Here is a 24,276-nt window from a genome sequence, read left to right as displayed (position 1 = left end):
CTTATTTCTCTCTTGCCGGTGCGGCTGACGCGGCCAGGGCGGCGGACAGCAGGAGCGGGGTGCGGCCCAGGCCGCAGACGGATTGCGCGTAGGCGTGCGCGGCGAGTTCCTCGGCGCCCGCGACGTGCGCGAGGACCCGGAAGCGCCCCAGGCGCAGCGCGGTGTGGCCGAGGGCCTTCTTGAGCGCGGCGCGCTCGGGGCCGTGGTGGAGCCGTTCGTGGACCGCCTCGTGGGCGAGGGCGGCGGCGCGGACCGAGCCGGCCGGGAACCACTTCCGCCAGCCGTGGGCGGTCACCAGGCGCTCCGCCGCCTCGAGGGAGTCCGTGTACAGCTCGACGGTGGGCGGCCGGGAGGTGTAGCGGGCGAGGAGCCCGCGCTCCAGGCCGCCCTCGCTCTCCACGATCCGCAGCGGCGCGGGTATTGCGGCGGGGGCCAGGGCGGCGCCGAACTCGGCCGCGGCCGCGGCCCATTGACGCAAGCGCGCGGGGTCACGGCCCTCGTGCAGCGAGAGCGAGCCGAGGAAGCGAGCGCCGTACTCGACGTCGTCGACGGCCGCGAGGCCGGTGCCGGCGGCGGCGAGGCCGGTGCCGGCGGCAGCGGGGCGGGTCGTCATGACCGCTCCTCCACGATGGCGACGACGGGCTCGTCGCCGGGGCGGCCCTCCAACTCGGTGCGGGCCAGCGCGAGCAGGGGCTGCGGGTCGAGCACCCCGGAGAGGTCGGCGATGCGGGAGCCGATGAGCAGCCGCATCGCCGGGGCGCGCACGCCGCCGTCGCCGTAGGCAGTGGCCTTGTCGACGAGGGCGGCGAGAGTCTGCTGCGCGGAGCCGACGGTGGTGGTGTCCACCCGGGCGTCCTGGGCGTGCAGCCGGACCACGCCGTCGGCGTCGACGACGCGCACCGGGTGGCGCACTCCGCGCAGTCTGCGGCGCAGTTCGGTGCCGTAGACGGTGTAGGCGGGGGTGCCGGCGAGGACGTCGACCCGGTTCTCGGGGACCTTGAGGCTCTCGGCGGCCAGCCGCAGGCGTTCGGTGTCGTCGGCGCGGTGGGCGCGGTCCTGGGTGCGCAGTTCGGTGGCGCCGGTGGCGACGGCGCGCACGGTGTTGGTCTGCGGATCGACGGTGACCTCCACCTCGACGGCGTCGGCGACGGCGCCCTGCGCGACGACGGCCCGTTCGGCCTCGGAGCGGACCGCGAGGATGTCCTCCTGACCGGCGCCCGGGATGATCCGCTCGACCTGTTCGCGCACGAGGGCGAGAGCGACCCCGATGGGGCTGATGACCTCGCTGTGGGCGGCGATGCGGCCCTCGTGGCCGGTCGTGGCGGCCAGGTGCGGGGTGACGGAGGCGGCGCCGCCGCCCCCGCCGACGAGCAGGACGGTGTCCTTGTCGAGGCGATAGTCGTCGATCATGGCGTCGACGACGCTCCTGACCTGGGCGACACCGGCGTCGAGGACCTGGGTGGCGGCGGTGTCGACATCGGTGCCGAGGGCCACGGCCAGCGGGGTGAGGGCGGCGCGTGCGACATCGCGGTCGGCGCGCGCGAAGTCGCCCTCGGGCACCCGGCCCAGCGCGTTGGCGGCGCAGGTCAGGGTGATGGCGTAGCGGCCGCCGGCGGCGTCGAGCACGACGTGGTCGTCGGTGTCCTCGGGCAGCGGGCGGACGGTGGCGAGCCGCGCGCCCACGAGGTCCTGGGCGGCGGCGAAGCAGGCGTAGGGCAGTCCGGCGATGTGCGCGCTGCGCGGGCCGACGCCCGTGACCTTCCCGCCGCCGACCCGGACCATCGAGCCGCCGCCGACGCCGACGGTGCGCACGTCGAGGGCGGAGAGGTAGGAGGACTTGCCGAGGAGGGTCGCGTGGCGCACGGCGACCTTGCCCCTGCGTACGACGCTGATGTCGGTGGAGGTGCCGCCGGTCTCCAGGAAGACGCCCTCGCTGACGCGTTCCCGCATGAGAGCCCCGGCGACGCCGGCGGCGGGGCCGGAGAGCACGGTCAGCAGCGGCCGGCGGCGCATCTCGTCGAGCGACATGACGCCGCCGTCGCACCGCATCACCATGAGCGGGGCGGTGACGCCGGCCTTGGTGATGGAGGCGTCCACGAGGTCGGCGGTGGCGAACATCTTCGGCAGGATCGCCGCGTTGACGACGGCGGTCCTGCTGCGCTTCTGGAGGCCGTAGAGCGAGGTGATGTCGTGCGCGGCCGTCATCGGCAGACCGCGCCCGGCCGCCACCTCGCGCACCGCCTCCTCGCCCTCGGGACGGTCCACGCTGAAGGGCTGTGTGGCGACCAGGACCTGGGCCCCGCGCAGTACCACCTGGTCGACGGCCTTCTCGACGGCGGCCCGGTCCTCGGGGTCGGCGACATGGGCGTAGGTCAGCGGAAGCCGCTTGCCGGGCGTCAGTTCCAGCTTGGCGAGCGAGGCGAGGCGGCGGGTGAAGGCGGCACCCGCCCCGGTGCCGATGCCGAGCAGCCCGACGGTGGCCACATCGCCCTCCAGCAGGGCGTTGGTAGCCTGTGTCGTGCCGTGGGCCAGGAAGGCCACGTCCTCAGGGGCGTGTCCGGTCTGTTCCAGCAAGCGGTCGAGCGCTGCCACGATGCCGTGGGCGACCCCGTCCTCGTGATGGTGGCTGGTGGGAACCTTCACCTGCCCGAGCAGGTCGAGGGTCGTGGCGTCTACGGCCACGGCGTCGGTGAAGGTTCCGCCCACGTCGATGCCGACGCGGATGCGGTGGGTGGTCATGGTCTGGGCACCTCCTTGTGCTGGGTCGGCGCTTACGCGGGCGGTGGGCCGGGCGGGGCAGGTGGAGCTGCTCCCGTCCGGCCGTCCCGCCGCCGGGCGACCGGGCGCGCTGTCCGCTTCCCGGCCGCCGGTGGTGTTCAGTAGCCGCGCACCTGCGGCCAGTGCCGTTCGACTCCGGCTCGGTCGAGCAGGGCGGCGAAGGCCTTGAAGCGCTTGTCGTCGGCCTGCACCTCGCGCGGTTCGACGCCCTCGTCGAGGCAGTGCGAGGCGAGCGCGCCGGCGACCTCGCCGATGTTCCACTCGACGGGGTGCAGCCGGTAGCAGCCGTTGGTGATGTGGGTGGTGCCGATGTTCTTTCCGGCGGGCAGCAGGTTGCGCATCCGGCGCGGGACGAGCGCGCCGAGCGGGATCTCGAAGGGTACGGAGCCGATGTCGATGTAGTTGTCGCCGCCGGTCGAGGGGTGCAGGTCGATGCGGTAGCTGCCGACGCCGACCGAGTCCCGGTAGCGGGTGCCGCCGGTGGGGCCGACGAGGTCGATCGCCACGTCCTGTTCGGTGACGGTCGTGACGGCCTTGATGCGGCGGGACTCGCGCACGTAGGGGGCCTTGGCGAGGCCGTCCTCCGTGCCCATGACGTCCGGGCGCAGCCGCAGGCCGGGGAAGCCGGTGCCGCCGTCGGGGCGCGGGGCCTCGGTCTGGAGCCAGTACAGGACGGACAGCGACAGCTGCCTGGCCTCGCGCACCGCTTCGGCCGCGGTCTTCTCGCCGGCGCCGATCAGCGGCTTGAGCCAGTAGTCGTTGAGCGGCCAGTTGACGAGCGTGATGTCGGAGTCGAAGGAGCCGTCCTGGTGCAGCTTGCGCGCCAGGATCCGGCGGAAGCCGAAGAGTTCCTTGTCCCCGGCGTCGGCGGACTGGTCGGCGCTGACGGCGAGCGGGTCGACGTCCGGGTTCGGCACGAACGTGCGCGGTACGGCCTCCAGGCTGCGCGGGTCGGGCGCCAGGAAACCCAGCAGTGGGCCGGGCCAGAACTCCGGTGTGTAGCCGCGCCAGAAGTCGTAGTCGGCGGGCCTCTCTATCGTGTGGTCCTCGCCCTCGTGGTGCGAGAGCGCGAAGCAGAAGGTGATGCCCTGCTGGTTGAGCGGGTCGGCCTGCTCGGGGGCGTGCGGTTCGCCGAACTCGGCGCGGGACTCGGCGCCGAGCGCGTACTCGACCCCGGCCAGCTCCAGCAGTTCGCCCGTCTCGGTGGCGTCGAGGACGTAGGGGGCGGTGAAGGTACGCCTGCCACCGCCGCGCAGGTCCTCCAGGGTGACGGACCGTACGGTGTCGCCGTCGGCCTCGGCGGCCACCGGGCGGTGCTCGGTGAGCAGGGTCAGCCGGCCGGAGGAACGGTGCGGGGCGAGCAGGCCCTCCAGCGCCGCCAGCGCGACGCGGGGTTCGGCGCACAGCTTGCTGACGCGGCCGGCGCCGGGGTTGAGGCCGGGCAGGGCGGCGGCCTCGGCACGCAACGGGTACCAGTCGCGGTAGTAGCGGCGGATCGCCTCGCGCAGCGCGCGGTAGGAGGCGGTGACACCGAACTGCTCGACCCAGGGGTGCTCGTCCGGCGGGACGCCCTGGGAGGTGAGCTGGCCCCCGATCCAGTCGGTCTCCTCGGTGAGCACGACCCTGCGGCCGGCGCGGCAGGCGGCGAGGGCGGCGGCGACGCCGCCGAGTCCGGCGCCGACGACGAGGATGTCGGGTTGGCTGATCACGGCTCTCCTTGTGGTGCGGTGCGGTGTGGTGCGGGTGACGCGGTCGTACGGGGTCAGGCGCGGTGGGGCGCGGGCCCCGCCGTGGCACCGGCCCGGAAGGGGCAGGCCACGAGGGGTTCGTCCGCCTCCTCTCCCGCGACCAGGGCGGCGAGCAGCCGGACGGCGGCGGCGCCGAGCTGAGGGCGGGGGATGTCGAATCCGGTGGGCACCGGTTCGGCCGCGAGATCGGCGGGCGGGCTGCCGAGCAGGGCGAGGCTCAGCTCGCCCGGGCAGTCGAGGCCGGCCTCGTCGACGGCGGAGCGCAGGGCGCGCCACGGGCAGCCGGTGTCGGTCTCCTCGGCGACCAGGGCGGTCACTCCGGCGTCGAGCCACGCGCGCAGCCGCTCGGGGGAGAGCGTGCCCGCGGGGTCGGCGGTACGGAAGACCGAGTCGGGGCCGGCGGGCAGCCCGGCTCCCTCCAGGCCCTCCAGGAAGCCGCGCTCGCGGTCGGTGGAGGCGGGCGCGTCGTCGTCCTCGCGGACCAGGACAATGCGCCGGTGACCGAGCGCCGCGAGCCGGGTGACGACCTCGTGGCTGGCGCTCACGTAGTCGGCACCGACCCAGGCCAGGCCCTCCGGTTCGTCCCTGCGGCCCACGTGCACGGCGGGGAAACCGTCCTCGACCAGGCGCCGCAGCTCCTTCGTGGGCGCGTGCCGGCCGAGGAAGAGGCAGCCGTCGGCGAGCCGGACCCGGCTCAGGGCGTCCGGTCCGGCGGCCCCCGCGCCGCCGGAGCTGGAACCGGTGAAGAGCACGAGGTCGTAGCCGCGGGCGGCGGCTTCCTGCTCCACGCCGACCAGGAAGGGGTAGTACGAGTGCTGCACGTCCGTGGGGAAGGTCGCGGTGAAGCTGAAGACGCCGAGCAGGTCGTTGCGCGCGGCGGCGAGCCTGCGGGCCGCCGGGTCGGGCACGTAGCCGAGGCTGAGGGCCGCGTCGAGCACCTTCTGCCGCGTCTCCGCCGAGATCGCGGCGCCCTGCTTCTTGCCACCGAGCACGAGCGAGACCGTGGCCTGCGAGACCCCGGCCAGCCGGGCCACCTCGGCCTGGCGCGGCCGTGAGGTGCGGCCCGAGGGCCCCGGAGCCCGCCCCGGCCTGGCTCGCTTACGTGGTTCTGCCACCGTCGGCACTCCTCCTCGGGACGACCCCAACCCTGTTAATGCGTATTACTAATGCGCATTAACGAGCACTCTGGGCCCTCGTGGAGCTGCCGTCAAGAGGGTTGGCGGGGCTGTTTCGAAGGGGTTCTCCCACGGGCCGGCCGCCGGCACGCTGTGATCTTCCGTACGTGCCGTGCGCCCGGACACCCATGCGACCAGGCGCACCCGCAGGGCACGGTGGGCCGATGGCCCCTGATCGACCCGCCCTCGGCCGGCCGCGCGACCGCCCCGGGCGCCGAGGAAACGGAGACGTCGGCCGAGTTCAGTCCAGGACCAGCACTGCCTCGCGCTGCACGGGGATCCCGGTGGCACGCACCGCCGCCGCTTCCACCATCCATACCCCGGGCGGCGGCGAGAGGGTGGCGTGGTAGCCACCGTCCCCGTCGGGGCGCAGCCTTCGGCGCTCCACGGGCTTGCCGCCGTCCGGGGCGACCAGCCGGGCTTCCAGCAACAGATCCGGGTCCTCGGACACCGCGGTCACCGGAACCGGGGTGCCCGCGCCCACCGCCTCGGGCACGTCGATCCCGAATCCGGTGCCGAGGACCTGGTAGGGACGGTGGTCCAACGCTTCGTAGCGGTCGCGGAGCTGGCGGTGGAGCAGACCGTCGTTGGGCAGGGCCGTGTGGCCCAGCCGGAACCAGTCGACGCGGGCCGCGTCATCCCACTCCGGCGGGGTGGCGGAGACGCAGGGCACCGTGCCGTCACCCTGCCAGCGGTCGCCGCCGCCCAGGGTGTCCGCGTAGGCGACGGCCCCGGCCGACAGGCTGAACGTGACGTCGGTCGGCTCGCCCTTGCCGCCGGAGGCGAAGACCCGGTACGGGGCGGCCCGGCCGGCGAGCAGGTCCTCGGCCGTGTTGGTGCGCACCGCCGTGTCCAGCTCGCGGCGGAAGGCGAACGCGTCGGCGATCCAGGCGCTGTCGAGGTCCGGAACGGACACGGAGTCCAGGCGCGTGCCGTCGGGGTGCGCCGTGACGCACTGGTAGGTGGGCAGGAGCTGATGGACGGCCGGCATCGTGCGCGCGGCCCCCACCAGGGTTTCACGCAACCTCTCTCCCACACCCGGCAGTTTGCGGCCGGCCAGGGTGCCGCTGAGGATGCGCACGGCCTTCACCGAACCGGCGAACGGCGTACCGACGGTGACCAGCGAGCGGGTGATCTCCCGACCGCCCAGCACCTCCACGTAGTAGCGCGTGAGGAGACCGCCCATGGAGTGGCAGACGAACACCACGCGGGGCTCCTCCGCGTCGCCCGCCGCCCGCCGCCGTTCGCGCCACTGTCCCAGCTCGCGTTCCACGAAGACCTTCAGCAGGCGCGCCGAGTGCCGGTTCGACAGCCGCCAGTCGTAGGGGAAGACGGCGACGCGGCCCTCGTCCAGCTCCTTCAGGTGCCGGGCGAGACCACGGTAGGCCACGTGCGGCAGCAGGCCCGGATAGATGCGCGGTTCCCGCAGCAGCGCGGTCGGTTTCAGCGCGTGCGGACCGTCCGGTGCCTCGTCGACCAGCCCCTCGCGCAGGGTCAGCCGCTCGAAGAAGCGCTCCATGCCGAGGACCAGCCGGCCGCCGACCCGCGGCGACAGGTTCCACACGTCGTTGCCTTCCGTGTCCCGCAGGACACTGCCCATCACTCCGGGAACGAACACCACGAGGTCGTGCGCCACGTGCTGACTCTCCTTCACTCCGACTCGAACGGCTGACTGACAGCTCACCGGGCGGGGGAACGCCCGTCACGCGCCCGGCGGCGACACCCGCAGCAGGTCCATGCGTTCCAGGCCGACCGAGGCCGTGAGCAGCCCCCGGCCGTCCGGCTCGGCCTGCGCCAGCACGCCGAAGACCGCGAAACCGCGGTCCGGCACGGTCAGGGAGCGGTGGTCCTCGCCCACCTCCCACACGTGCAGCACGCGCGAGCCGTCGGCGGCCATCACCACGACGCGGTCGCCCGGCAGGCTCCGGCACACCAGGGACCGGACCCGCGTCACCGTGGTGCTCAGCGGACGCAGCGCGAGGGCGGTGCCCGGCGGCGGCCCACCGCCCGGCAGGCGGGTGACGTAGACGCCGGTGTCGGCCGCCACGGCGACATGACGGCCGCCCCGGTGGTCGTGGGTACCGGCGAGCGCCCGGACCGGCGCCTTGTCCGGCACCCTCAGATGCAGAGGGGAGCCCGCCCGGCCCTCGTCCCAGAGCCAGACCGAGTCGCCGGTGCCGGCGAGCAGGAACGGGCGGCCGGCGGGCGACTCGACATAGGCGAGGTGCCGCACCATGTCGTTGGGGACGTGCAGGGGCGGCAGCGCCTCGGTGGTGCGCACGTCCCAGCACCGGACGTAGCGGTCGTCGGCGGCGAACACCCGGACGTCGTTCCGTGCCGCCAGCGCCACGGCCACCACCGCTCCGTCCTCACCGGGAGCCACGCGCAGCGCGGTCGCCCGGTGGCCCCCCAGCCGGCGGACGACGACCACCGGGCCGTCCGCGGAGCTCTGCCCGCCGACCGCCCACCACACCGCGCCGACGGCGTCGGCCCGCAGATCCAGGGACGTGTACGCGGCGAGTTCCGCCCCGTCGTGGAGCACCCGCCCCGTGAGATCCCACACCCGCACCGCCCGTCCCGCGCCGAGGGCGACCGCGCCCTGCCCCGGGGCGGTGCACACAAGGGCTCCCGCGTGCTCCATGCCTGCCGCGGGAAGTCCCGCGCGGCCGGTGCTCGGCGGATCCGCCGAAGGCCCGCGCTCCCACAGGCGCACCCGCCGGCCATCGGCGACGGCCACCCGACGGGTGCCGTCGCGCAGCACGGTGACCGAGGTGGGACGTGACCGGTGCCCTGTCAGCGCGCCCAGTTCGCGCCCGTCCCCGACGGACCACTGACGAACCCGCCCGCCGTCCACCGCCAGCAGCAGCGGTCCGGCCGCCCCGGCACCGCCGTCGAGGGCGACCGTCGCCCCGGCCGGGTGCCGCAGCCGGGCGCCGAGCACCGGTTCCGCACGCGGGCCACCGGTCTCACGCGGGCCGTCCGTGCCGTCGTCGCCGCCCCCGGCGTCACGCAACAGCCACACGCGGATCTGCGGGCTGGTGGTACCGACGGCGGCCACCCAGCAACAGCCGTCGCCGGACGCGGCATCCAGGCACTCGACGCGGCCGGCCTCGGCGGCGAACCGGCCGACACGTCCACCGGTCCGGGGATCCAGTACGGCCACGCCCCGTTCGCCGCCCACCAGCAGGAGGGACGCCCGCCCGGCGGTCGTCACGGCCACGGCGTGGACCTGCCCCACACCGCCCGGCCAGAACCCCCGGTGCCGGGGACGGCCGTCCCGCCACTCCCAGACCGCCGCGTACGGCCCGGAGCCGGCCACGATGAACTCCGTGCCGCCCGCCGGCCCCAGCGCGACCGCGCTGACGGGCGCTCCCCAGCCGAGCGGATGCACGCGCCCGGGGTCGCTCCGCGACCAGACCAGCACGCGTTCGGCGTCCGCCGCCACGGCCTCCACCTCGCGGACCCGCGGGGGAGTGGCCAGCGCCATGAGCCGGACGGGGGCGCCGTCGGCGGTGGCCGGCAGATACCCGCGCACGAGGTCGGGCCGGCCGTGGGCGTCGTTCCACCGCCAGAGGCGCTCCCCCGCGGCGAGGAGAGCACCGTCAGGGCCGGCCGAGACGGCGAGGACGTCGCCGAACGGCACGCCGAGGCTGCGCTCCGGAGCCGAGCGCTCGGCGGTGGTCCACAGGTCCTCCCAGAACAGCCGCGCCGCCGAGCGGGCCCAGGACCGGAGCTCCGGCTGCTGCCGGAGAGCCGCCGCCTGCAACAAGGCGGCGCGCTCGTCGGGCGAGCACCGGATCAGGTCCTCCGCCACGGACCGGTACAGCTGTGCCTCGTCCGAGAGGGCGTCGGACTGCTCCAACTGGGCCACGAGCCGCTCGGGATCCAGCCGGACCAGCAGATCGGCGTCGTGGAGCAGTTCGGCCGGCCGGCCGGCGCGGGCGGCGTGGGCCGCCGCGTACCGGGCGATGTACGGATTGGTGGCGGGGCGCCCTCGGTGCAGCTTGTCGTGGACGCGCCCGAGCACCCGCGACATCGCGTCGTGGGCGGCCCGGTCCGTCAGCCCGGAGGAGCGCAGGACGTGACCGGCGAGGGTCTCGTGGTTGAGCCGGAAGACGGGCTGGCCGCCTTCACCGTGGGCCACGATATGCGCGCCGCCGGCCCGCCGGACGGCGATCACGTCATGTTCCTCGTAGACGCGGTCGTCCCCACGCGCCGCCGCCAGGGCCCGGGCCGCGGCGAGCCAGATCCCGTCGTCCTCGGGCAGTCCCGCGCCGAAGGACAGCGCGAGGGGGAGCAGCAGCCCGAGGGCCCAGCCGGAGCCGGGCCCGGCACCCGGCGCGGCACCGTCCAGCGCCCGGATCTCGTGGTCCAGGGCGTCCCCCAGCCCCGAGGCCAGGGTGCGGCGGAACTCCTCGTCCTCGGGACCCACCCGCCTGTCCAGGCGCAGCAGCGCGGAGCAGTGCAGCTTGGCCACCAGGAAGGTGCCCCGACTGCGGCGCACCAGATCCTGACAGACCGCGGTGAGCGTCTCGCCGGCGTCGTGGTAGGGGCTCGTGGGGCCACTGAGCCGGGCGCGGACGTAGTCGGCGATGTCGGAGTCCCGGTCCGGAGCCGCGTCGAGGTCCAGCGTGGTGGCGGTGTCCAGGAGCGGGCCGGTTCCGCCGTCGAGCGGTCTGGTGCCGATGAGGACCCGGACGTTGGGCTCCTGCGCCAGCGGGACCAGGACATCGGCGATGAGCGCGTCCAACTGGCCGCGGTCGGCCTCGTCGAGTCCGTCGACGAGGAACGCGACGGAGGCGGCGGCCCGGCAGGCGGCGAGCAGGGCGTCCACCACCGCCCGCAGGTCCGGCCAGCCGCCCGGGGGCTCCTCGACCCGCAGGCCGTCGGCCAGCTCGCGCGCGCACTCCAGGGCACCGCGGCCGCGACACTGGATGCCCGTGTCGATGGCGTACAGCAGAGCCCCCCGGACCGCCGGCGAGAGTTGCTCGGACTGCGGGGTGCGGCTGACGGTCATCAGGGCCAGCTGGGCGAGCAGGGCCGACTTGCCGCTGCCCGGGCCGCCCGTGACGATCAGTGCGCCGTTGCGGTCCGGCGCGGCGAGCCACTCGACGAGCCGGGCCAGACAGTACCTCCGGCCGGTGAAGAACGCGGTGTCGTCCTCCAGCAGCAGCCCCGTGAAGCGGCTCTTCAGCAGCTCCTGCACGCGCGCGTCGAGCAGTTCCCGGCGCCGTGAGGGCGCGGCGGCCGACAGCGGGCGGGCCGTCGCGTCGTAGTAGGGGTTGACGAACAGCCCCAGCAGACGGCTGCCGCCGTGGAACTGCGGGTAGACGCTGTCGTCGGCGAGGACGCTGTTGACGGCTTCGAGGACCTCGGCGGCGTGCAGCGCCTGGGCGTACGGGGTCCACAGCAGCCGCTCCCGGAACTCGAAGCGGGGATCGTCGCACACCGCCCGGAAGGCGGTCGGCCACGCCCCGAGTTGCGCGGGCTCGTCGCCGCGCACCGTACCGAGCACACCCACGCCGCGGAAGTCGGCCGATCCCTTCGCCAGGGGCCGTGGACCGAAGTGGTCGTCCTCGCTGTCCACGACGCGCGTGTGGACGTCGTGCGCCACGAAGGAGGCATGGCAGGTGTCGAGGACCAGCAGGACGTCACCGCTCATCCGCCTGACCAGGTCCGCCAGTTCGTCGGTGAAGACGAAACCGTCGCGTCCGTCGGCACTGTAGTCCCGGCACGGGAGGACCGTCGTGTTCCGTCCCACCCGGACGCCGTGGCCGATCCAGTAGACGAGCTTGCGCCGGGCCGGTGAGGCCGCGAATCGGCGCAGGGACCGGAGTACGTCGTCCTTCGTCCCGGTCACGGGCGGAGTGTCGGCGAGGAATCCCAGCCGACGGGCCAGCCGCCGGAACTCCTCGGCGTGACGATCGGCACCGGGCAGGTCGTGACGGGGATGGTGGTCGTACGTACTCAGGGACACGGCAAGAGCCTCGCCATGCTGCCCACCCATGCCCATGCCCCCTCACCACACCGTGGAACGGAGATGTTGCCGCCTGTCACCGTGCTGTGCAACTGTCATGCCGGACAACGGCATTGACGGGGACGAGGACGGGGGCGGGGCCATGCTGAACGACCGTGAGCACTTTCGAATCGGGCCACTGCGCACGAGCTGCTACGTCTACGAAGGGGACGGCACACGGCCCATCTCCGAGCGGAACCTGAGAATCTACTACGACGCCGACGAGCCCGTGTACGTGCCGGAGGACGTGCGGCGCTGGCGGCAGGAGATCGAGGACGAGCAGCGCACCCGAGCGGTGGCGGGCCGCGACCGGCGCTGGAACCACCCACGGTTCGCGGTGGAGACCATCGCGGTCACGCGCAGCGACGAACTGGAGGTCCCGATCGTGGAGATCAGGTTCTCGCCGACGGACTACTTCACCTTCCTGGCCTCCCAGCAGTTGGACCGGCCGTTCGAGGAGGGCGAGAGCGCCGGACTGACGCTGCGGGAGCACTACCTGGAAGGGCAGAACCCCGTCCTGGTCAATGGCTTCCTCTCCGCGAGCTTCGGCGCCAACGTGGCCGTCGTCACCGGCCGGGACAACCGGATGCTGTTCTCCCGGCGCAGCGCGACCGTGGGCGGCAACGCGGGGCAGTGGAATTCCTCGGCGAACGAGGGGCTGTCCGGGCGGCACGACCTCAAGGACGGGGTTCCGGACCTGTTCGGAGCGGCCCGGCGGGCCCTTCGCGAGGAACTGGCCGTGCACGAGGACGATGCCTGCGAGCTGGAGCTGCTCTCGTTCGCGATGGACACGGAACGGCACCAGTGGGCGGCGTTCTTCCTGGCCGTGCTGCCGGATCTGGACGAGGACGGTCTGCGGGACCGCTGGAGCAGGGGCATCGACGACAAGTGGGAGCACAGCGAGTTCCGCTTCGTCCCGGCCGAGCCCGATGACGTCCTGGCCTTCATGCTGAGCCCCGACGTCCGGGACCACTGGACGGCATGCGGCCCGGCTCTTTTCCAGCACGCGCTGGTCCGGCTGATGACGCGGCGCCATGGGGACGCCGGGAAGGGCAGGCTGGCGGTGGAGCGGGCCATCGGCCGGGCCGTGGCCGGCCTGGTCGTCGGGGACGAGTAGGGCGGGCGTCCTCGCAAGGCACGGAGCCGCGCACAGCGGCCGCCTGGCGTGATCGCCTGTGTCGGGGGGCAGCCCGCCCGGGCCCCCCTCGACTGTTCCTCCACGGTTACCAGGGCGCGTCGAGAGTCGCGAGACGCACGACGACCCCGGCACTCTCCTCCGGCGTCCTTTCCGGGAAGTCGGCCGGTCAGCTGCCGGAGAAGCTCGCCGGCGTCGTGCAGCGCGGTCATATGCGCGAACCCCCCGTCGCGGACCTGATAGATGGCGTACTCGTCGATCTCGAACGAGGCGCCGGTGGGAGCCACACCGAGCCATTCCTTCACCGGAGTACCCGTGTTGACCAGACGCGCGGCCAGACGGTCACCGTCGAAGAGGAGTTGCTTGAGCTCCCAGCGGAGGTCCGGAACCGCGTCCACGTCACGCTTCTGAACGGCGATGAGATCGTCCCGGGTGGCCGGCTCACCGTTCAGGGTGGTCCGTTCGTTGATGAACTCGTCCATGCCGTCGAACTCGTGGGCGTTGAGCGCCTCGATGTAGCGCAGGTAGAACGCGCGCAGATCACTGTCGGACATGGGGTGACCCTTCTGTGGGGCAGCTCCCGCTCGGGGCTGCGACCGGATGTTGACGGGATCCGCCGCCCTCCACGGCCTCGCCGTGCCGGCCACGGGTGGTTCCGGCCCCTCAGATCTGGTTCAGGCCGCCGTCGACTGGCGCGACAACGGCTACTGCCTCGTCCGAGAGCGGTTCCAGCGAGCCGTCGACGACGGCGACCTGCCTCCGCAGACCGATCCGGGGCTACTGGCCCGCTACGTCACCACCTTCGCCTACGGCATCGCCGTACAGGCCGCGAGCGGTGTCCGCCGCGATGAACTCCAGGAGATGGCCGACGCCGCCCTGCGTAACTGGCCACTCTCCTGAGACCCGCCCGGCCCGCGTCCCTCGGTCACCCCTGGAGGGCGGCCGCCACTCACACCGTCAACCGCTCGTGAGCCCGGCTCATGGGCGTTTTCCCCGGCCGGCAGCCCCGCGCCCGCGCAACTCCCGCGCGGCGGGGGAGATTGCGCGCGGACCGGTGCTGGTCAGGCGCAGCGACCGTTGCCGCTTTGGCTGACCGGGGCTCAGTAGCCGCCGAAGCCTCCGCCGTACCCACCGCCGCCGTGGTCTCCTCCCATGCCTCCGTAGTCGCTGCCGGAGAAGCCGTACGCACGGCCCGGGCCGGCGGGGGGAGGCGGGGGCGGCGGCACCTGCCGGGAGGAGGGCCAGTGGCGCACGGTGACGGTGGCCCACCAGTCCTCGAACGGCACGGGGTCGTCCGGAGTCGAGCACTCCGCCACCACAAGCTCCCTCGCCGCCCGCTCCCAGCGGACGTCCGTCAGGCCCAACTCGTCCCGGAGCCCGTGCAGCTCCTGCTCCAGGGAGCCCGCCGACAGCGGTAGCGCGGACCGCCGCGAGGAGGCCGGCATGGGCTGCCCGGTACCTACGTCAAGCCGGTGCACCAGGATCTCCGTCCCACCCCGCTCCCCGCCCCCGACGACCGCCCAACTCCACACCTTCCGCCGCGCCAGGTCGTGGCAGCGGGCCGCGCGGGCCAGGGCGACCCGCCGTCGCTCCTCCTGCTCGGCCCGTTCGGCAGCCCAGCGGCGCTCGTGCTCCTCCCGTTCCCGGCGCGCCCGCTCCGCCTCGGCGGCCAGTCGGCGCCCGATCTCCGCGCGGACCGGCGCGTAGTGCTCCTCGGCGACCGCCGCCGCCTCGCGGAACCGCTCCGCCGCCCGCTCTTTGCGGCGCCTCGCGCCCGGCAGGTGGCGGCCCCTCCCGCGGACGACCGCCTGGTAGGCGTCCTGCGCCTCCTGGATCGCGGCGGAGAACTGGTCCGCGGCCGCCTGCCACTCGTCCTTCTCGGCCCGGGTGCCCCGGACGGCAGTCCAGCCGAGCATGCCCGTGCCCGAGCGACTGACGGGGTGGTACGAGCACCCCGTCCGCCCCAGTGGCTCGGGGTAGAACGTCACCTTCGGCACGCTGATCACCAAGAGCCGCTGTCCATCGTGGACCATGAGGCGACCACCTCCCCACCGACCAGGGTCCACTGTCCCGGCCGGAGAAGGAACGGCGCGGCAAAGCCGGATTCGGCTGAGGCGGAGCCCACGGAAGGTGTGTTGATCACTGACCTTCGGCAACTCCTTTAGCTGCCCGCCCCGTTGGCGAGCGGCGAGTGCGGTGGCGAGCGCGACCGGACGGCAAAGAGAAAAAGGCAAGGAGGATCTCCCTCTCCTTGCCACTTTTAATGTATAGCGCACTGGGGGGCTTGCCGCAAGACCCGGGTCACGGCGCAGAATCGTCGGCCGGTGTCACTGTCCGCGGAAACGGGGGGCGCGAGGTGCGTGTGTTGTTGTTGAGGTGTGGAGGACGCGGTGAGGTCGGGCCAGAGGCGGGGCCGGCCGTGCGGGTGTGGGTGCTCGGGGCGGACGAGGGGCGGGGACGCGCGCCGTCCGGCTGGGCGGGGTGGTCGGCCGACTCGCCAGAGGGAGGGCGGTCAGGGATGAGGACGTGCTCGACAAGAGGTTCGGCAGAGCGGGAGGCGCCGGTGATTCGATCGGCCACCGCGGTGCGAGGGATCACGGCTGCCTCGGGGGCATCGCGATGACGGAGCGGTATGTGCTGGATCTTCAAGAGGTCGACGAGACACAGGTCGCGCTCGTTGGCGGCAAGGGCGCGCACCTGGGCGGGCTGTCGCGGATCGAGGGGATCCGCGTTCCGGGTGGCTTTTGTGTGACGACGGATGCTTTCCGGCGGGTCATGGCGCAAGCGCCGTCGATCGACGGTCAGCTCGATCAGTTGTCGCGCTTGCACCCGGACGACGGGGAGGCGATCCGGGCGCTCAGCGCGCGGATCCGTCGGACCATCGAGGGGATCGCCATTCCGGGCGATCTCGTGGCGGCGATCACTCGCGCGCTCGCAGGGCTCGGTGAGCAAGTCGCCTGTGCCGTCCGGTCCAGCGCGACGGCGGAGGACCTGCCGACGGCCTCCTTCGCCGGCCAGCAGGACACGTATCTGAACGTCGTGGGGCCGACAGCCGTCCTCCAGCACGTCAGCCGGTGCTGGGCCTCGCTGTTCACCGAACGGGCCGTGACCTACCGCCGGAGGAACGGTATCGACCACCGTAGGGTTCACATGGCCGTGGTCGTGCAGCAGATGGTTTTCCCGCACGCGGCAGGCGTTCTGTTCACGGCCGACCCCGTCACGGGCAACCGGAAGGTCGCCACCGTGGACGCCGGCTTCGGCCTCGGCGAGGCCCTGGTCTCCGGCCTGGTGAACCCGGACGTCTTCACAGTGCGGAACGGTGAAGTCGTCGCCAAGACGATCGCCGCCAAACAGCGTGCCGTTCACGCCCTGCCGGCCGGCGGTACGCGGGACATGGCGATCGACCCGCGGCAGCAGGAGCAGCCGGCGCTGACGGATGCGCAGGTCGTGCGGCTCGTGCGGCTCGGGCGGCGGATCGAAGCGCACTTCGGCCGTCCGCAGGACATCGAATGGTGCCTGGCCGATGACGGCTTCCAGATCGTCCAGAGCCGACCGATCACAACGCTGTTCCCCATTCCCGAGACCGGCGACCAGGAGAATCACGTCTACGTCTCCGTCGGCCATGGTCAGATGATGACCGACCCCATGAAGCCCCTGGGGCTCTCCGTGTGGCAGCTGACGGCGATGGCGCCGATGCACCAGGCCGGCGGGAGGCTGTTCGTCGACGTCACCCGGCGCCTGGCCTCGCCCGCGAGCCGCGCCGGCCTCCTGGACGTCATGGGGAGAGGCGATCCGCTGATCAGGGACGCGCTGGAGACCGTCCTCGACCGCGGCGACTTCGTCCCGTCGCTCCCGGACGCGGTTCCCGGCGGGCCGCCGGCCGGCGGCGGGTCCGCCCCGATCGAGACTGATCCGGCCATCGTCGCCGAGCTGATCGAGCGCAGCCAGATGTCCGTCGCCGCCCTGGAGCGCGACATCCGGACGAAGACCGGACCGGCGCTGTTCGAATTCCTGCTGGAGGCCTTCGAGCAGCACAAGCGAGTCCTCGGCGATCCGCTGAGCCTTCAGGTGATCATGGCGGGGATGGAGGCCACGTGGTGGCTCAACGACAAGCTGCACGAGTGGCTGGGCGAGAAGAACGCGGCTGACACGCTCACGCTGTCCGCCCCCGACAACGTCACCTCGGAGATGGGACTGGCGCTGCTCGACGTCGCGGACGTGATCCGCCCGCGGCCGGAGGTGGTGGCGTTCCTGCGGGGCGTCGAGTACACCGAGGACGCGGCCTTCCTGGACGAGCTGGCGAAGCTCGCCGGCGGGACCGAAGCGCGCGACGCCATAGTGGCCTACCTCGACCGGTACGGCATGCGCTGCGTGGGCGAGATCGACATCACCAGGCCGCGTTGGCGCGAGCGCCCCACCACGCTGGTGCCCTTGATCCTCGACAACGTCAGGAACTTCCAGTCGGGCGCCGCCGAGCGGCGCTTCGAGCAAGGACGGCAGAAGGCGCGGAAGAAGGAACAGGACGTGCTGTCACGCTTGCGGGCCCTGCCGGACGGCGGCCGGAAGGCCGACGAGGCCAAGCGGATGATCGACCGGGTCCGCACCTTCATCGGGTACCGGGAGTACCCGAAGTACGGCATCATCAGCCGCTACTTCGTCTACAAACAGGCCTTGCTGGAGGAGGCCGAGCGCCTGGTGAGGGCCAATGTGCTTCCTGAGAAGGAGGACATCTTCTACCTCACGTTCCAGGAGCTCCACGACGTCGTGCGCTCGAACCAGGCGGATGACCGGCTCATCCAGCGGCGCAAGGAAGAGTTCCGGTCGTACCACGCGCTCACACCGCCCCGGGTGCTCACATCGGACGGTGAGGCCGTCACCGGGGCCTACCGGCGCGACGACGTGCCGGCCGGTGCCCTGATCGGCCTGCCGGTTTCCGCCGGGACCATCGAGGGAAGGGCCCGCGTCATCCTTGACCTGGCGGAGGCCGGTCTCGAGGCGGGCGACATCCTGGTCACGGCCTACACGGACCCCAGCTGGACCCCCCTGTTCGTCGGTATCGCGGGCCTGGTGACGGAGGTGGGCGGCCTGATGACCCATGGCGCGGTGATCGCCCGGGAGTACGGCTTGCCGGCCGTCGTGGGCGTGGATCGGGCCACCCGGCTGATCCGGGACGGGCAGCGGATCCGCGTGCACGGAACCGACGGGTACGTCGAGATCCTGCCGTGACCGACCACATCGATGAGCCCCGTCCGAGGCTTCCGTCGCGATGCCGGGCCCGGCCCGGCCGGGCGCTCCGGCAGGCGGCCGTGCCGTCCGGGCGAGCACCGGAGATGGCGTGATCCCCACAGGGTTGTGAACGGCCGACCGGATCGAACTCCAGCAGGTCCGTGCTCGCCACGCCCGGAAAAAGTGGTACGGCCAGTCCCCGGAGGGCAGGTGGGCACGGGCCGTGCCGCGTGCGCGACGCCACCCTCGACCGGCTGGCCGACGAGCCTGCCGGACACACCAGTGCACGCGGAGGCCACGCTGCCCGGGGCCCCGTGCCGCGCCCCGGCGGCGCCCCTGGTCGGGTGGACTCTTCAGCCGGCCCGGGAGCCGCGACCGATTGTCAGTGGTGGGTGAGACGGTAGGAGCATCGAGTCGGAAAGAAAGAGGGGGAGCCGTCATGTCCGGAAACCAGAACTACATCAATCATGTTGCCCTTGTGCTGGATGCCAGTTCGTCGATGTCGCATCTGAGCCGGAAGGTCGTCGAAGTCGCCGACCAGCAGATCGCCTATCTTGCCCGCCGGTCCAGGGAACTGGACCAGGAAACCCGCGTCACGGTGTACGTCTTCGCAGACCAGGTGGAGTGCGTCATCTACGACAAGGATGTGCTGCGGATGCCGTCGCTCAAGCAGCTGTATCGCGTCGGTGGAATGACGGCTCTGCTGGCGGCCGCACTGAAGTCACAGCGGGAGCTCGCGCAGACAGCCCAACTGTACGGCGACCACAGCTTCCTGACGTTCGTCCTCACGGACGGGCAGGAGAACGCCAGTCATCGCTGCCCGGACGCCCCTGCCAGGAATCCCCGTGAACTGGTCGATGCCGTGGCCGAGATGATCGAGACACAGGAGGCCAACTGGACGCTGGCTGTCCTCGTGCCGGACCAGATGGGCAAGCGCGAGGCCATGCAGTGCGGTTTCCCGAAGGACAACATCGCCATCTGGGACGCCACGAGCACACAGGGGCTGGAGGAGGCGGGCCTGGTCATCCAGCAGGCCACCGAGAAATTCATGGTGGGCCGCACCCGCGGCATCCGGGGCTCGCGGGCGGTGTTCACCATGGGTGCGGAGGCGGTCAACAAGGACACCATCGAGGCGGCCGGCCTCACCCCGGTGAATCCTGCGGAATACCAGCTGATCCCGGTGGCGCGCGACGCGGCGATCCGGGACTGGGTCATCGAATCCGGGCACACCTACCGTACCGGCGGTGCGTTCTACCAGCTGAGTAAGTCGGAGAAGATCCAGGCGCGGAAGCAGATCGCCGTTCTGGAGAAGAAGACGGACCGGGTGTACACGGGGCCCGAGGCCCGAGCCCTGCTCGGCCTGCCGGACGTGGAAGTTCGCGTCAAGCCGGACCACAACGACGACTTCACGATCTTCGTGCAGAGCACCAGCGTGAACCGCAAGCTCGTGACCAACACGCGGCTACTGCTCATGCGCTGACGCCCCGGAAAGCCTTGACCGACACGCGCCTCGCGGGCGGCGTGAGCAAGCTCTCGGCACCGCGACCGCGCGCCCTGCCCGCGACCGCCGCCCCGGGGCGGCGGTCGCCGTCTCAGTGGAACTGCCCGCCCCTTGCGGCAAGGATCGCGGCGCGGGCCGGATCGCCGTCGGGGGAGAGGTGTCGGTCACCCGAGACGCTCATCCATCACTCACAGTGGCCGCTGCATGGAAGCTCAGCCGTACAGCCCGGAGGTGCGGTCGGCCGGACCGAGGGCGACCACCGGAATCCAAGCCGCCTTCCACACGATGATCCGGGCGTGTTCGGGGCGGCGGGCGTTGAGAGTGTCCTCGTGGGCCTGGGAGTCCACCTGCTGCCGGTGGAAGGCGGCTACCTCGTCCAGAGTCATCAGGGCCTCGTTGCTGGGTAGGAATCCCCCGCCGCCGACCCCGGCATCGCCTGCGGTCAGTAACCAAAGGGCGCGCAGGCCGACAGGTATCCGGACGCCGAGGCGGTGTTCCAGCGCGGCGACCGCGGCGAGGTTCGCGTCGGCCCGGAGCGCAGCGTGGGAGTCGGGGGCGTGGTGTTGGAGCCAGCGGATGATGCGCTGCCAGGCGTCGGCGACCTCCCGCCCGGTGACCGCCTCGGCGACAGGGTCGGCAGGCCGACCCTGGTCCTGGGCGTCCGGGACGGGCTCAGCAGAAGGAACCGGGTTCACGTACCGGATCTCGATCCGGTCGGGCTCGTGGATGTAGCCGACGGCCAGGGCGGGGCAGTCTTCAAACACGTCTCCATCGACCATTACGGTGAGGATGCCGTGCAGGCCGGAAGCTCGACCCATGTCCGGGTCCTCGGTCAACTGGCCGGCCAGGACCTTCAAGGCGTAGGGGACACCGGCCCCCAACTGGGAGGCGGCGTCGCGTACGTGCGCGAGGATGTCGACGTTCACAGCCTGGTGCTCCTCCGCTGGTCGGATGCAGGACGGCGCCCAATACAGTAGAACGCCTACGCTCACCAGCGTTTGGTGCATGCCGCTCTGGGACGCACTGCGAGTGAGAGAAAGAGAACCATGGGAGCTCGCGGCCACGAGATGATCGGGTCATGACTGAGATCGTCTTGATGTCCGACTCAAGGGTTGCAGCCGTGCCCGTTCAGGAGTGTGACGAACGGCTCGTCGACGTGCGACGCAACAGCCCTCTGCTGGTCGACGAGCGGAAGCGGCAGGACTCTGCCGGGGCCTTCGTCTACTTGCGGGAAGGAGTCCTCGACCGCGTCCTCAAGGCCCAGACGCAGTTGCCCCAGGGGATTCGGTTGTTGTTCGTCGAGGGGTATCGCCCGCCGTCCCTGCAACGTCACTACTTCGACGAATACGGAGATCAACTGCGGGCCGATCACCCGGGCTGGTCCGTTGAGCAGATCCGCTCGGCAGCCAGCCGCTACGTGTCCCCGCCTGAGATCGCACCTCACAGCGCCGGCGCGGCGGTTGACGTGACGCTCGCAGACGCAGACGGCCGTGAACTCGACATGGGCACCCGCATGAACGCGACTCCTGAGGAGAGCGCGGGCGCCTGTTACACGCAGGCCGACAACATCAGCGGCCAGGCCCGCTCCAATCGGGAAATCCTGAGTACGGCACTTACCGCCGCCGGCCTGGTCAACTACCCCACAGAGTGGTGGCACTGGTCATTCGGAGACCGTTACTGGGCCGTGATGACAGGAGCGTATGCCGCCCACTACGGGCCCAGGGATCTGCATTCGGTATGAGCGGGTGGTGATTGCGTGTCTTCCCGACACGCTTGCCGCACCGGTGCCGACCCGTGCCGAGGTGTCTGCAGCGGAGTACCACCGGCCCGACGACCGTTTCGCTCCGGAGACCGACGCGGCTCGGATCGCTCTGGCCCAGGCTCATGCGGCCGAGCAGCTGAGTGGCACCGCGCTCGTCAAGGCTTCACAGCTACTTGGCGGCATGTGACCGAGCTCAGCCGACTTGGTGCGGTCGTTGGCGGTCAGCGCCAGACGCGGCTGAAGGCAGAGAACCCGAAGCCCGGGAACGGCCTTCCCGGTGGGAAGGGACAGTCGAAGAGCTCAGCGACTTCCGCAGTCAGGCCCTGGCCCGGCCGGCCGCACAGCACGAGGAGATCGTCGGCTCCGTCAAGCCGGGGCAGGGACAAACCGAGTCAGCCGCCTTCCCGCTCGGTGGACCCACGATGATCGGGCCCCTGCAGTCGATGCGGGGCGGAGCGGAGGGGAAACACCACGTGGTCCCGTCAGCCGTGGTTGCGAAAGACGAGCAGATAGCGCCAGAAGAGGAGCCTGCGGATGTTGCTTCCGGGCAGCAGCACCGCGGCTTCCCGGCGGATCTCGGCGAGGGGGACGGCCGGCGGTCTCACCGGTGCCTTCACCCCTTCCCGACGGTTCACAGCAGAGACAGAGCGGAGTTTGCCCCCCACGGCGACAGTCAGTCTGGCGATCGCGTTGACGGGCACGGCTGCCAGGCTCCAAGCCCAGTCGAGCCAGGTCTTCTCCGGATAGCACCCCAAGATCACGAGGACCCCGCCGGGCGCAAGCGCGTCACGCAATGCGGCGACGGTGTCGAACGGCATGTGGTGAATGCTGGCAAGGCACGAGATGAAGCCGTAGCGCGCCTTGGGAAGTTCGACTTCAGTCACGTCCGCGTGCTGGAAGCGCGGACTCTGTTCACCGGTCATCCGGCCGGACAGCGCGCGAGCCTCCGCGATGGCCTCCTCCGACGGATCGATCGCATCGACCTCTATGCCCAGGTGAGCGAGCCGACGCGCGAACCGGCCGGTCCCGCATCCCACATCCAGTGCCGCACCGCAGTTCCGCGGTACCTGGCGCAACAGCAGACGGTGATAGTGGTCGTTGTGATCAAAAGGCATGGCCTCGACCCTGCCAGAGCGGGCGCGCTCGGCCTCACCTTCCATCAGCAAAACCTTTGCGGTGGTCTGTGTCACACCAGCGGGTCCGGAATGCAACACAAGCCGCTGTCATCGTCGCGAACGCGGCACCGGCAGTGGACCTGCTCCATGGCAACACGCACTCGACCGCACTCACCCAGGCTGCCACCACCATCGACTGCGAGGGCTGGCCGAGGGCGCCCTCATGGCCGGCAACGCCCTTACCGGCCTCGCGTTCTCCCACCTCGGACACACGACGAGCGTCCGAGGCCCGCTGAGCGCCCGCCAGGGCGCTGTGCGTTCAGTCCTGCGCCGAGTGGCGCCGCGTTTCACAGGCGGTCACTCAGGAAACACCCGCCCACCCGTCGGTCCACCTGCGACGCTCACGATTCAGGAGTTGTTGCAAACGACTGGACGTCTGGAAAACCCTCGTGAAACGGTCCGGGACCGTGCGCGACGACCGCAAGCGCGTGGAAGCACGCGACTGCCCGACGTCCACCAGCGCCGCCCCCGCGGGCCCCCGTGCCGGGCGACCAAGATGGCGATCCAGTACCACACCGCCCGCTTCCGCCTCGTGCCCCAACTCGCCAAGGCGCTCAGCGTGCTCCCGCCTGGCTCTTCGCATGTGATCACCTCGCTGCTTCGCAGCTGGCGTCAGAGCGGGGTCTCCGAGGCCCATTACCATGGCTTCCCCCCCGCCACGCCTGTGACCTTCCGCGGTCCACGACCGCTCAAGACCCGAGCGGAGTACCGTGCCCACCCACACCGGAGTTGAGGAACCCAGCCGATGACGTACACGACGACACCCGACGGCACCCGCATCGCCTACCAGCTCCAAGGCGACGGAGCGCCACTCGTGCTGCTGGCGGGGCAGGCCAACAACCACCACTGGTGGGACCCGGTCCGAGCCGACTTCCACCCCGCCCGCAGCACCCTCACCCTCGACTACCGCGGCACCGGCGACAGCGACAAGCCCGACACCCCCCACAGCACCGAACTGTTCGCCCAGGACGTCATCGCCGTCCTCGACGACCTCGACATCGACCGGGCCGACATCTACGGCACGTCCATGGGCGGCCGAGTGGCCCAGCAACTCGCCGCCCGCCACCCGCACCGAGTCAGCGCCCTGGTCCTCGGCTGCACCTCACCCGGCGGCCCGCACAGCATCGAACGCGACAACGACGTCCGCAAGGCACTGGCCCAGTCTCAACCCGGAGCCGCCCGGCAAGCCCTGCTGGAGCTCATGTACACACCCCGCTGGCTCGCCGGCCACCCCGGCCCGCACCACACCCTCGGCGACCCACGCATGCCCGCCCACTCCCGTCGCCACCACCTCGCAGCCAGCAACCGGCACAACGCCTGGGACCTCCTGCCCAGCATCAGCGCACCCACCCTGGTCCTCCACGGAACCGACGACCTGCTCAACCCCACCGCCAACGCACCCCTGCTCGCCGACCGCATCCCCGACGCCCGACTCCACCTGATCCCCGACACCCGCCACGCCTACTTCGAGGAAGCCCGCACCCACGCCGGCCCCCTGGTCCTGGACTTCCTCACCACCACCTCGGACCAGCCGTAGAAACGCGGCGGGCGGCCCGCCGCACCGCCCACACGACCCCGCCAGCCCCGGCCGCGGCTCCGAGCACCGAGAGGGCGATGAGTACGAGCACGTGCGGAGCCTTGGTGACGGTCGGCGTCCGGCGAGGAGCACGGGCGTGCCGGAGAGCAGGACCAGTTGGCGGCGGAGCGGCACAGGGGCAGGGGGAGCGGTACGGGAAAGGACCGTCCGCACCAGGCCCGCC

15 protein-coding genes and 1 pseudogene are annotated in these 24,276 nt (G+C 71.9%); 6 read left to right on the top strand and 10 right to left on the bottom strand.

Features of this window, described 5'->3' with window-relative positions; genetic code table 11:
- Position 1: 1 nt before the first annotated feature.
- The 6 genes from IG02_RS0100200 to IG02_RS0100175 form a co-directional block, all read right to left on the bottom strand.
- Positions 2–613: a hypothetical protein gene (locus IG02_RS0100200; protein WP_030739934.1), complete on the bottom strand. Its 612-nt coding sequence runs from the start codon at positions 611–613 to the stop codon at positions 2–4.
- Positions 610–2,739, bottom strand: a complete 2,130-nt coding sequence (locus IG02_RS0100195) for a hydantoinase/oxoprolinase family protein (protein ID WP_030739931.1) — start codon at positions 2,737–2,739, stop codon at positions 610–612. Before IG02_RS0100195 ends, IG02_RS0100200 begins: the two co-directional genes overlap by 4 nt.
- A gap of 137 nt (positions 2,740–2,876) precedes the next feature.
- Positions 2,877–4,487, bottom strand: coding sequence for an FAD-dependent oxidoreductase (locus IG02_RS0100190; protein WP_030739928.1), 1,611 nt, complete (start codon positions 4,485–4,487; stop codon positions 2,877–2,879).
- A 53-nt stretch (positions 4,488–4,540) separates the two neighbouring features.
- A complete protein-coding gene (locus IG02_RS0100185) occupies positions 4,541–5,641 on the bottom strand; it encodes a LacI family DNA-binding transcriptional regulator (protein ID WP_078854152.1) in 1,101 nt (366 codons plus the stop codon).
- 301 nt (positions 5,642–5,942) lie between these two features.
- The gene (locus IG02_RS37540) at positions 5,943–7,337 is read right to left on the bottom strand and encodes a lipase/acyltransferase domain-containing protein (RefSeq protein ID WP_051764204.1); all 1,395 of its coding nucleotides are present in this window, start codon (positions 7,335–7,337) and stop codon (positions 5,943–5,945) included.
- A gap of 66 nt (positions 7,338–7,403) precedes the next feature.
- Complete coding sequence (locus IG02_RS0100175) at positions 7,404–11,678, bottom strand: hypothetical protein (RefSeq protein ID WP_030739918.1); 4,275 nt, start codon at positions 11,676–11,678, stop codon at positions 7,404–7,406.
- A 97-nt stretch (positions 11,679–11,775) separates the two neighbouring features.
- Between IG02_RS0100175 and IG02_RS0100170 the strand changes: the two genes are divergently transcribed.
- Positions 11,776–12,834 (top strand): NUDIX hydrolase, encoded by a 1,059-nt coding sequence (locus IG02_RS0100170; RefSeq protein WP_051764203.1) that lies wholly within the window; start codon positions 11,776–11,778, stop codon positions 12,832–12,834.
- A 200-nt stretch (positions 12,835–13,034) separates the two neighbouring features.
- On the opposite strand, the pseudogene IG02_RS38580 reads toward IG02_RS0100170, so the two are convergent.
- Positions 13,035–13,406 (bottom strand): annotated as a pseudogene (locus IG02_RS38580) (ester cyclase); the annotation flags it as partial.
- 46 nt (positions 13,407–13,452) lie between these two features.
- On the opposite strand from IG02_RS38580, the gene IG02_RS0100165 reads away from it, so the two are divergent.
- Positions 13,453–13,752 (top strand): hypothetical protein, encoded by a 300-nt coding sequence (locus IG02_RS0100165; protein ID WP_420707694.1) that lies wholly within the window; start codon positions 13,453–13,455, stop codon positions 13,750–13,752.
- A 200-nt stretch (positions 13,753–13,952) separates the two neighbouring features.
- On the opposite strand, the gene IG02_RS0100160 is transcribed toward IG02_RS0100165, so the two are convergent.
- Complete coding sequence (locus tag IG02_RS0100160) at positions 13,953–14,885, bottom strand: hypothetical protein (protein WP_030739900.1); 933 nt, start codon at positions 14,883–14,885, stop codon at positions 13,953–13,955.
- Between the two features lie 586 nt (positions 14,886–15,471).
- On the opposite strand from IG02_RS0100160, the gene rph reads away from it, so the two are divergent.
- The gene (gene rph / locus IG02_RS0100155) at positions 15,472–18,078 is read left to right on the top strand and encodes a rifamycin-inactivating phosphotransferase (RefSeq protein WP_030739897.1); all 2,607 of its coding nucleotides are present in this window, start codon (positions 15,472–15,474) and stop codon (positions 18,076–18,078) included.
- 439 nt (positions 18,079–18,517) lie between these two features.
- A complete protein-coding gene (locus tag IG02_RS0100150) occupies positions 18,518–19,558 on the top strand; it encodes a vWA domain-containing protein (protein WP_030739894.1) in 1,041 nt (346 codons plus the stop codon).
- A 233-nt stretch (positions 19,559–19,791) separates the two neighbouring features.
- Here IG02_RS0100150 and IG02_RS0100145 read toward each other — a convergent pair whose 3' ends face one another.
- Complete coding sequence (locus tag IG02_RS0100145; RefSeq protein WP_051764202.1) at positions 19,792–20,505, bottom strand: SMI1/KNR4 family protein; 714 nt, start codon at positions 20,503–20,505, stop codon at positions 19,792–19,794.
- A 152-nt stretch (positions 20,506–20,657) separates the two neighbouring features.
- Between IG02_RS0100145 and IG02_RS0100140 the strand changes: the two genes are divergently transcribed.
- A complete protein-coding gene (locus tag IG02_RS0100140; RefSeq protein ID WP_030739888.1) occupies positions 20,658–21,320 on the top strand; it encodes a M15 family metallopeptidase in 663 nt (220 codons plus the stop codon).
- Positions 21,321–21,823: 503 nt separating this feature from the next.
- Here the strand turns inward: IG02_RS0100140 and IG02_RS0100130 are convergent.
- Positions 21,824–22,456, bottom strand: a complete 633-nt coding sequence (locus IG02_RS0100130; RefSeq protein WP_030739885.1) for a class I SAM-dependent methyltransferase — start codon at positions 22,454–22,456, stop codon at positions 21,824–21,826.
- 805 nt (positions 22,457–23,261) lie between these two features.
- Between IG02_RS0100130 and IG02_RS0100125 the strand changes: the two genes are divergently transcribed.
- The gene (locus IG02_RS0100125) at positions 23,262–24,053 is read left to right on the top strand and encodes an alpha/beta fold hydrolase (protein WP_030739882.1); all 792 of its coding nucleotides are present in this window, start codon (positions 23,262–23,264) and stop codon (positions 24,051–24,053) included.
- The last annotated feature ends 223 nt before the right edge of the window (positions 24,054–24,276 follow it).

The organism is Streptomyces sp. NRRL F-5135, from assembly GCF_000719775.1.
Classification (GTDB): domain Bacteria; phylum Actinomycetota; class Actinomycetes; order Streptomycetales; family Streptomycetaceae; genus Streptomyces; species Streptomyces hebeiensis.
The sequence above is the reverse complement of the archived record's forward strand: the minus strand, read 5'-3'. Positions and strand labels throughout refer to the sequence as shown.

Excerpts from the sequence above, each read along its gene's own strand:
- IG02_RS0100170 (WP_051764203.1), top strand. The coding sequence starts at position 11,776 with ATGCCGGACAACGGCATTGACGGGGACGAGGACGGGGGCGGGGCCATG.
- IG02_RS0100165 (WP_420707694.1), top strand. The coding sequence starts at position 13,453 with ATGTTGACGGGATCCGCCGCCCTCCACGGCCTCGCCGTGCCGGCCACG.
- IG02_RS0100150 (WP_030739894.1), top strand. The coding sequence starts at position 18,518 with ATGTCCGGAAACCAGAACTACATCAATCATGTTGCCCTTGTGCTGGAT.
- rph (WP_030739897.1), top strand. The coding sequence starts at position 15,472 with ATGACGGAGCGGTATGTGCTGGATCTTCAAGAGGTCGACGAGACACAG.
- IG02_RS0100160 (WP_030739900.1), bottom strand. The coding sequence starts at position 14,885 with ATGGTCCACGATGGACAGCGGCTCTTGGTGATCAGCGTGCCGAAGGTG.
- IG02_RS0100200 (WP_030739934.1), bottom strand. The coding sequence starts at position 613 with ATGACGACCCGCCCCGCTGCCGCCGGCACCGGCCTCGCCGCCGCCGGC.
- IG02_RS0100130 (WP_030739885.1), bottom strand. The coding sequence starts at position 22,456 with ATGCCTTTTGATCACAACGACCACTATCACCGTCTGCTGTTGCGCCAG.
- IG02_RS0100125 (WP_030739882.1), top strand. The coding sequence starts at position 23,262 with ATGACGTACACGACGACACCCGACGGCACCCGCATCGCCTACCAGCTC.
- IG02_RS0100140 (WP_030739888.1), top strand. The coding sequence starts at position 20,658 with ATGACTGAGATCGTCTTGATGTCCGACTCAAGGGTTGCAGCCGTGCCC.
- IG02_RS0100195 (WP_030739931.1), bottom strand. The coding sequence starts at position 2,739 with ATGACCACCCACCGCATCCGCGTCGGCATCGACGTGGGCGGAACCTTC.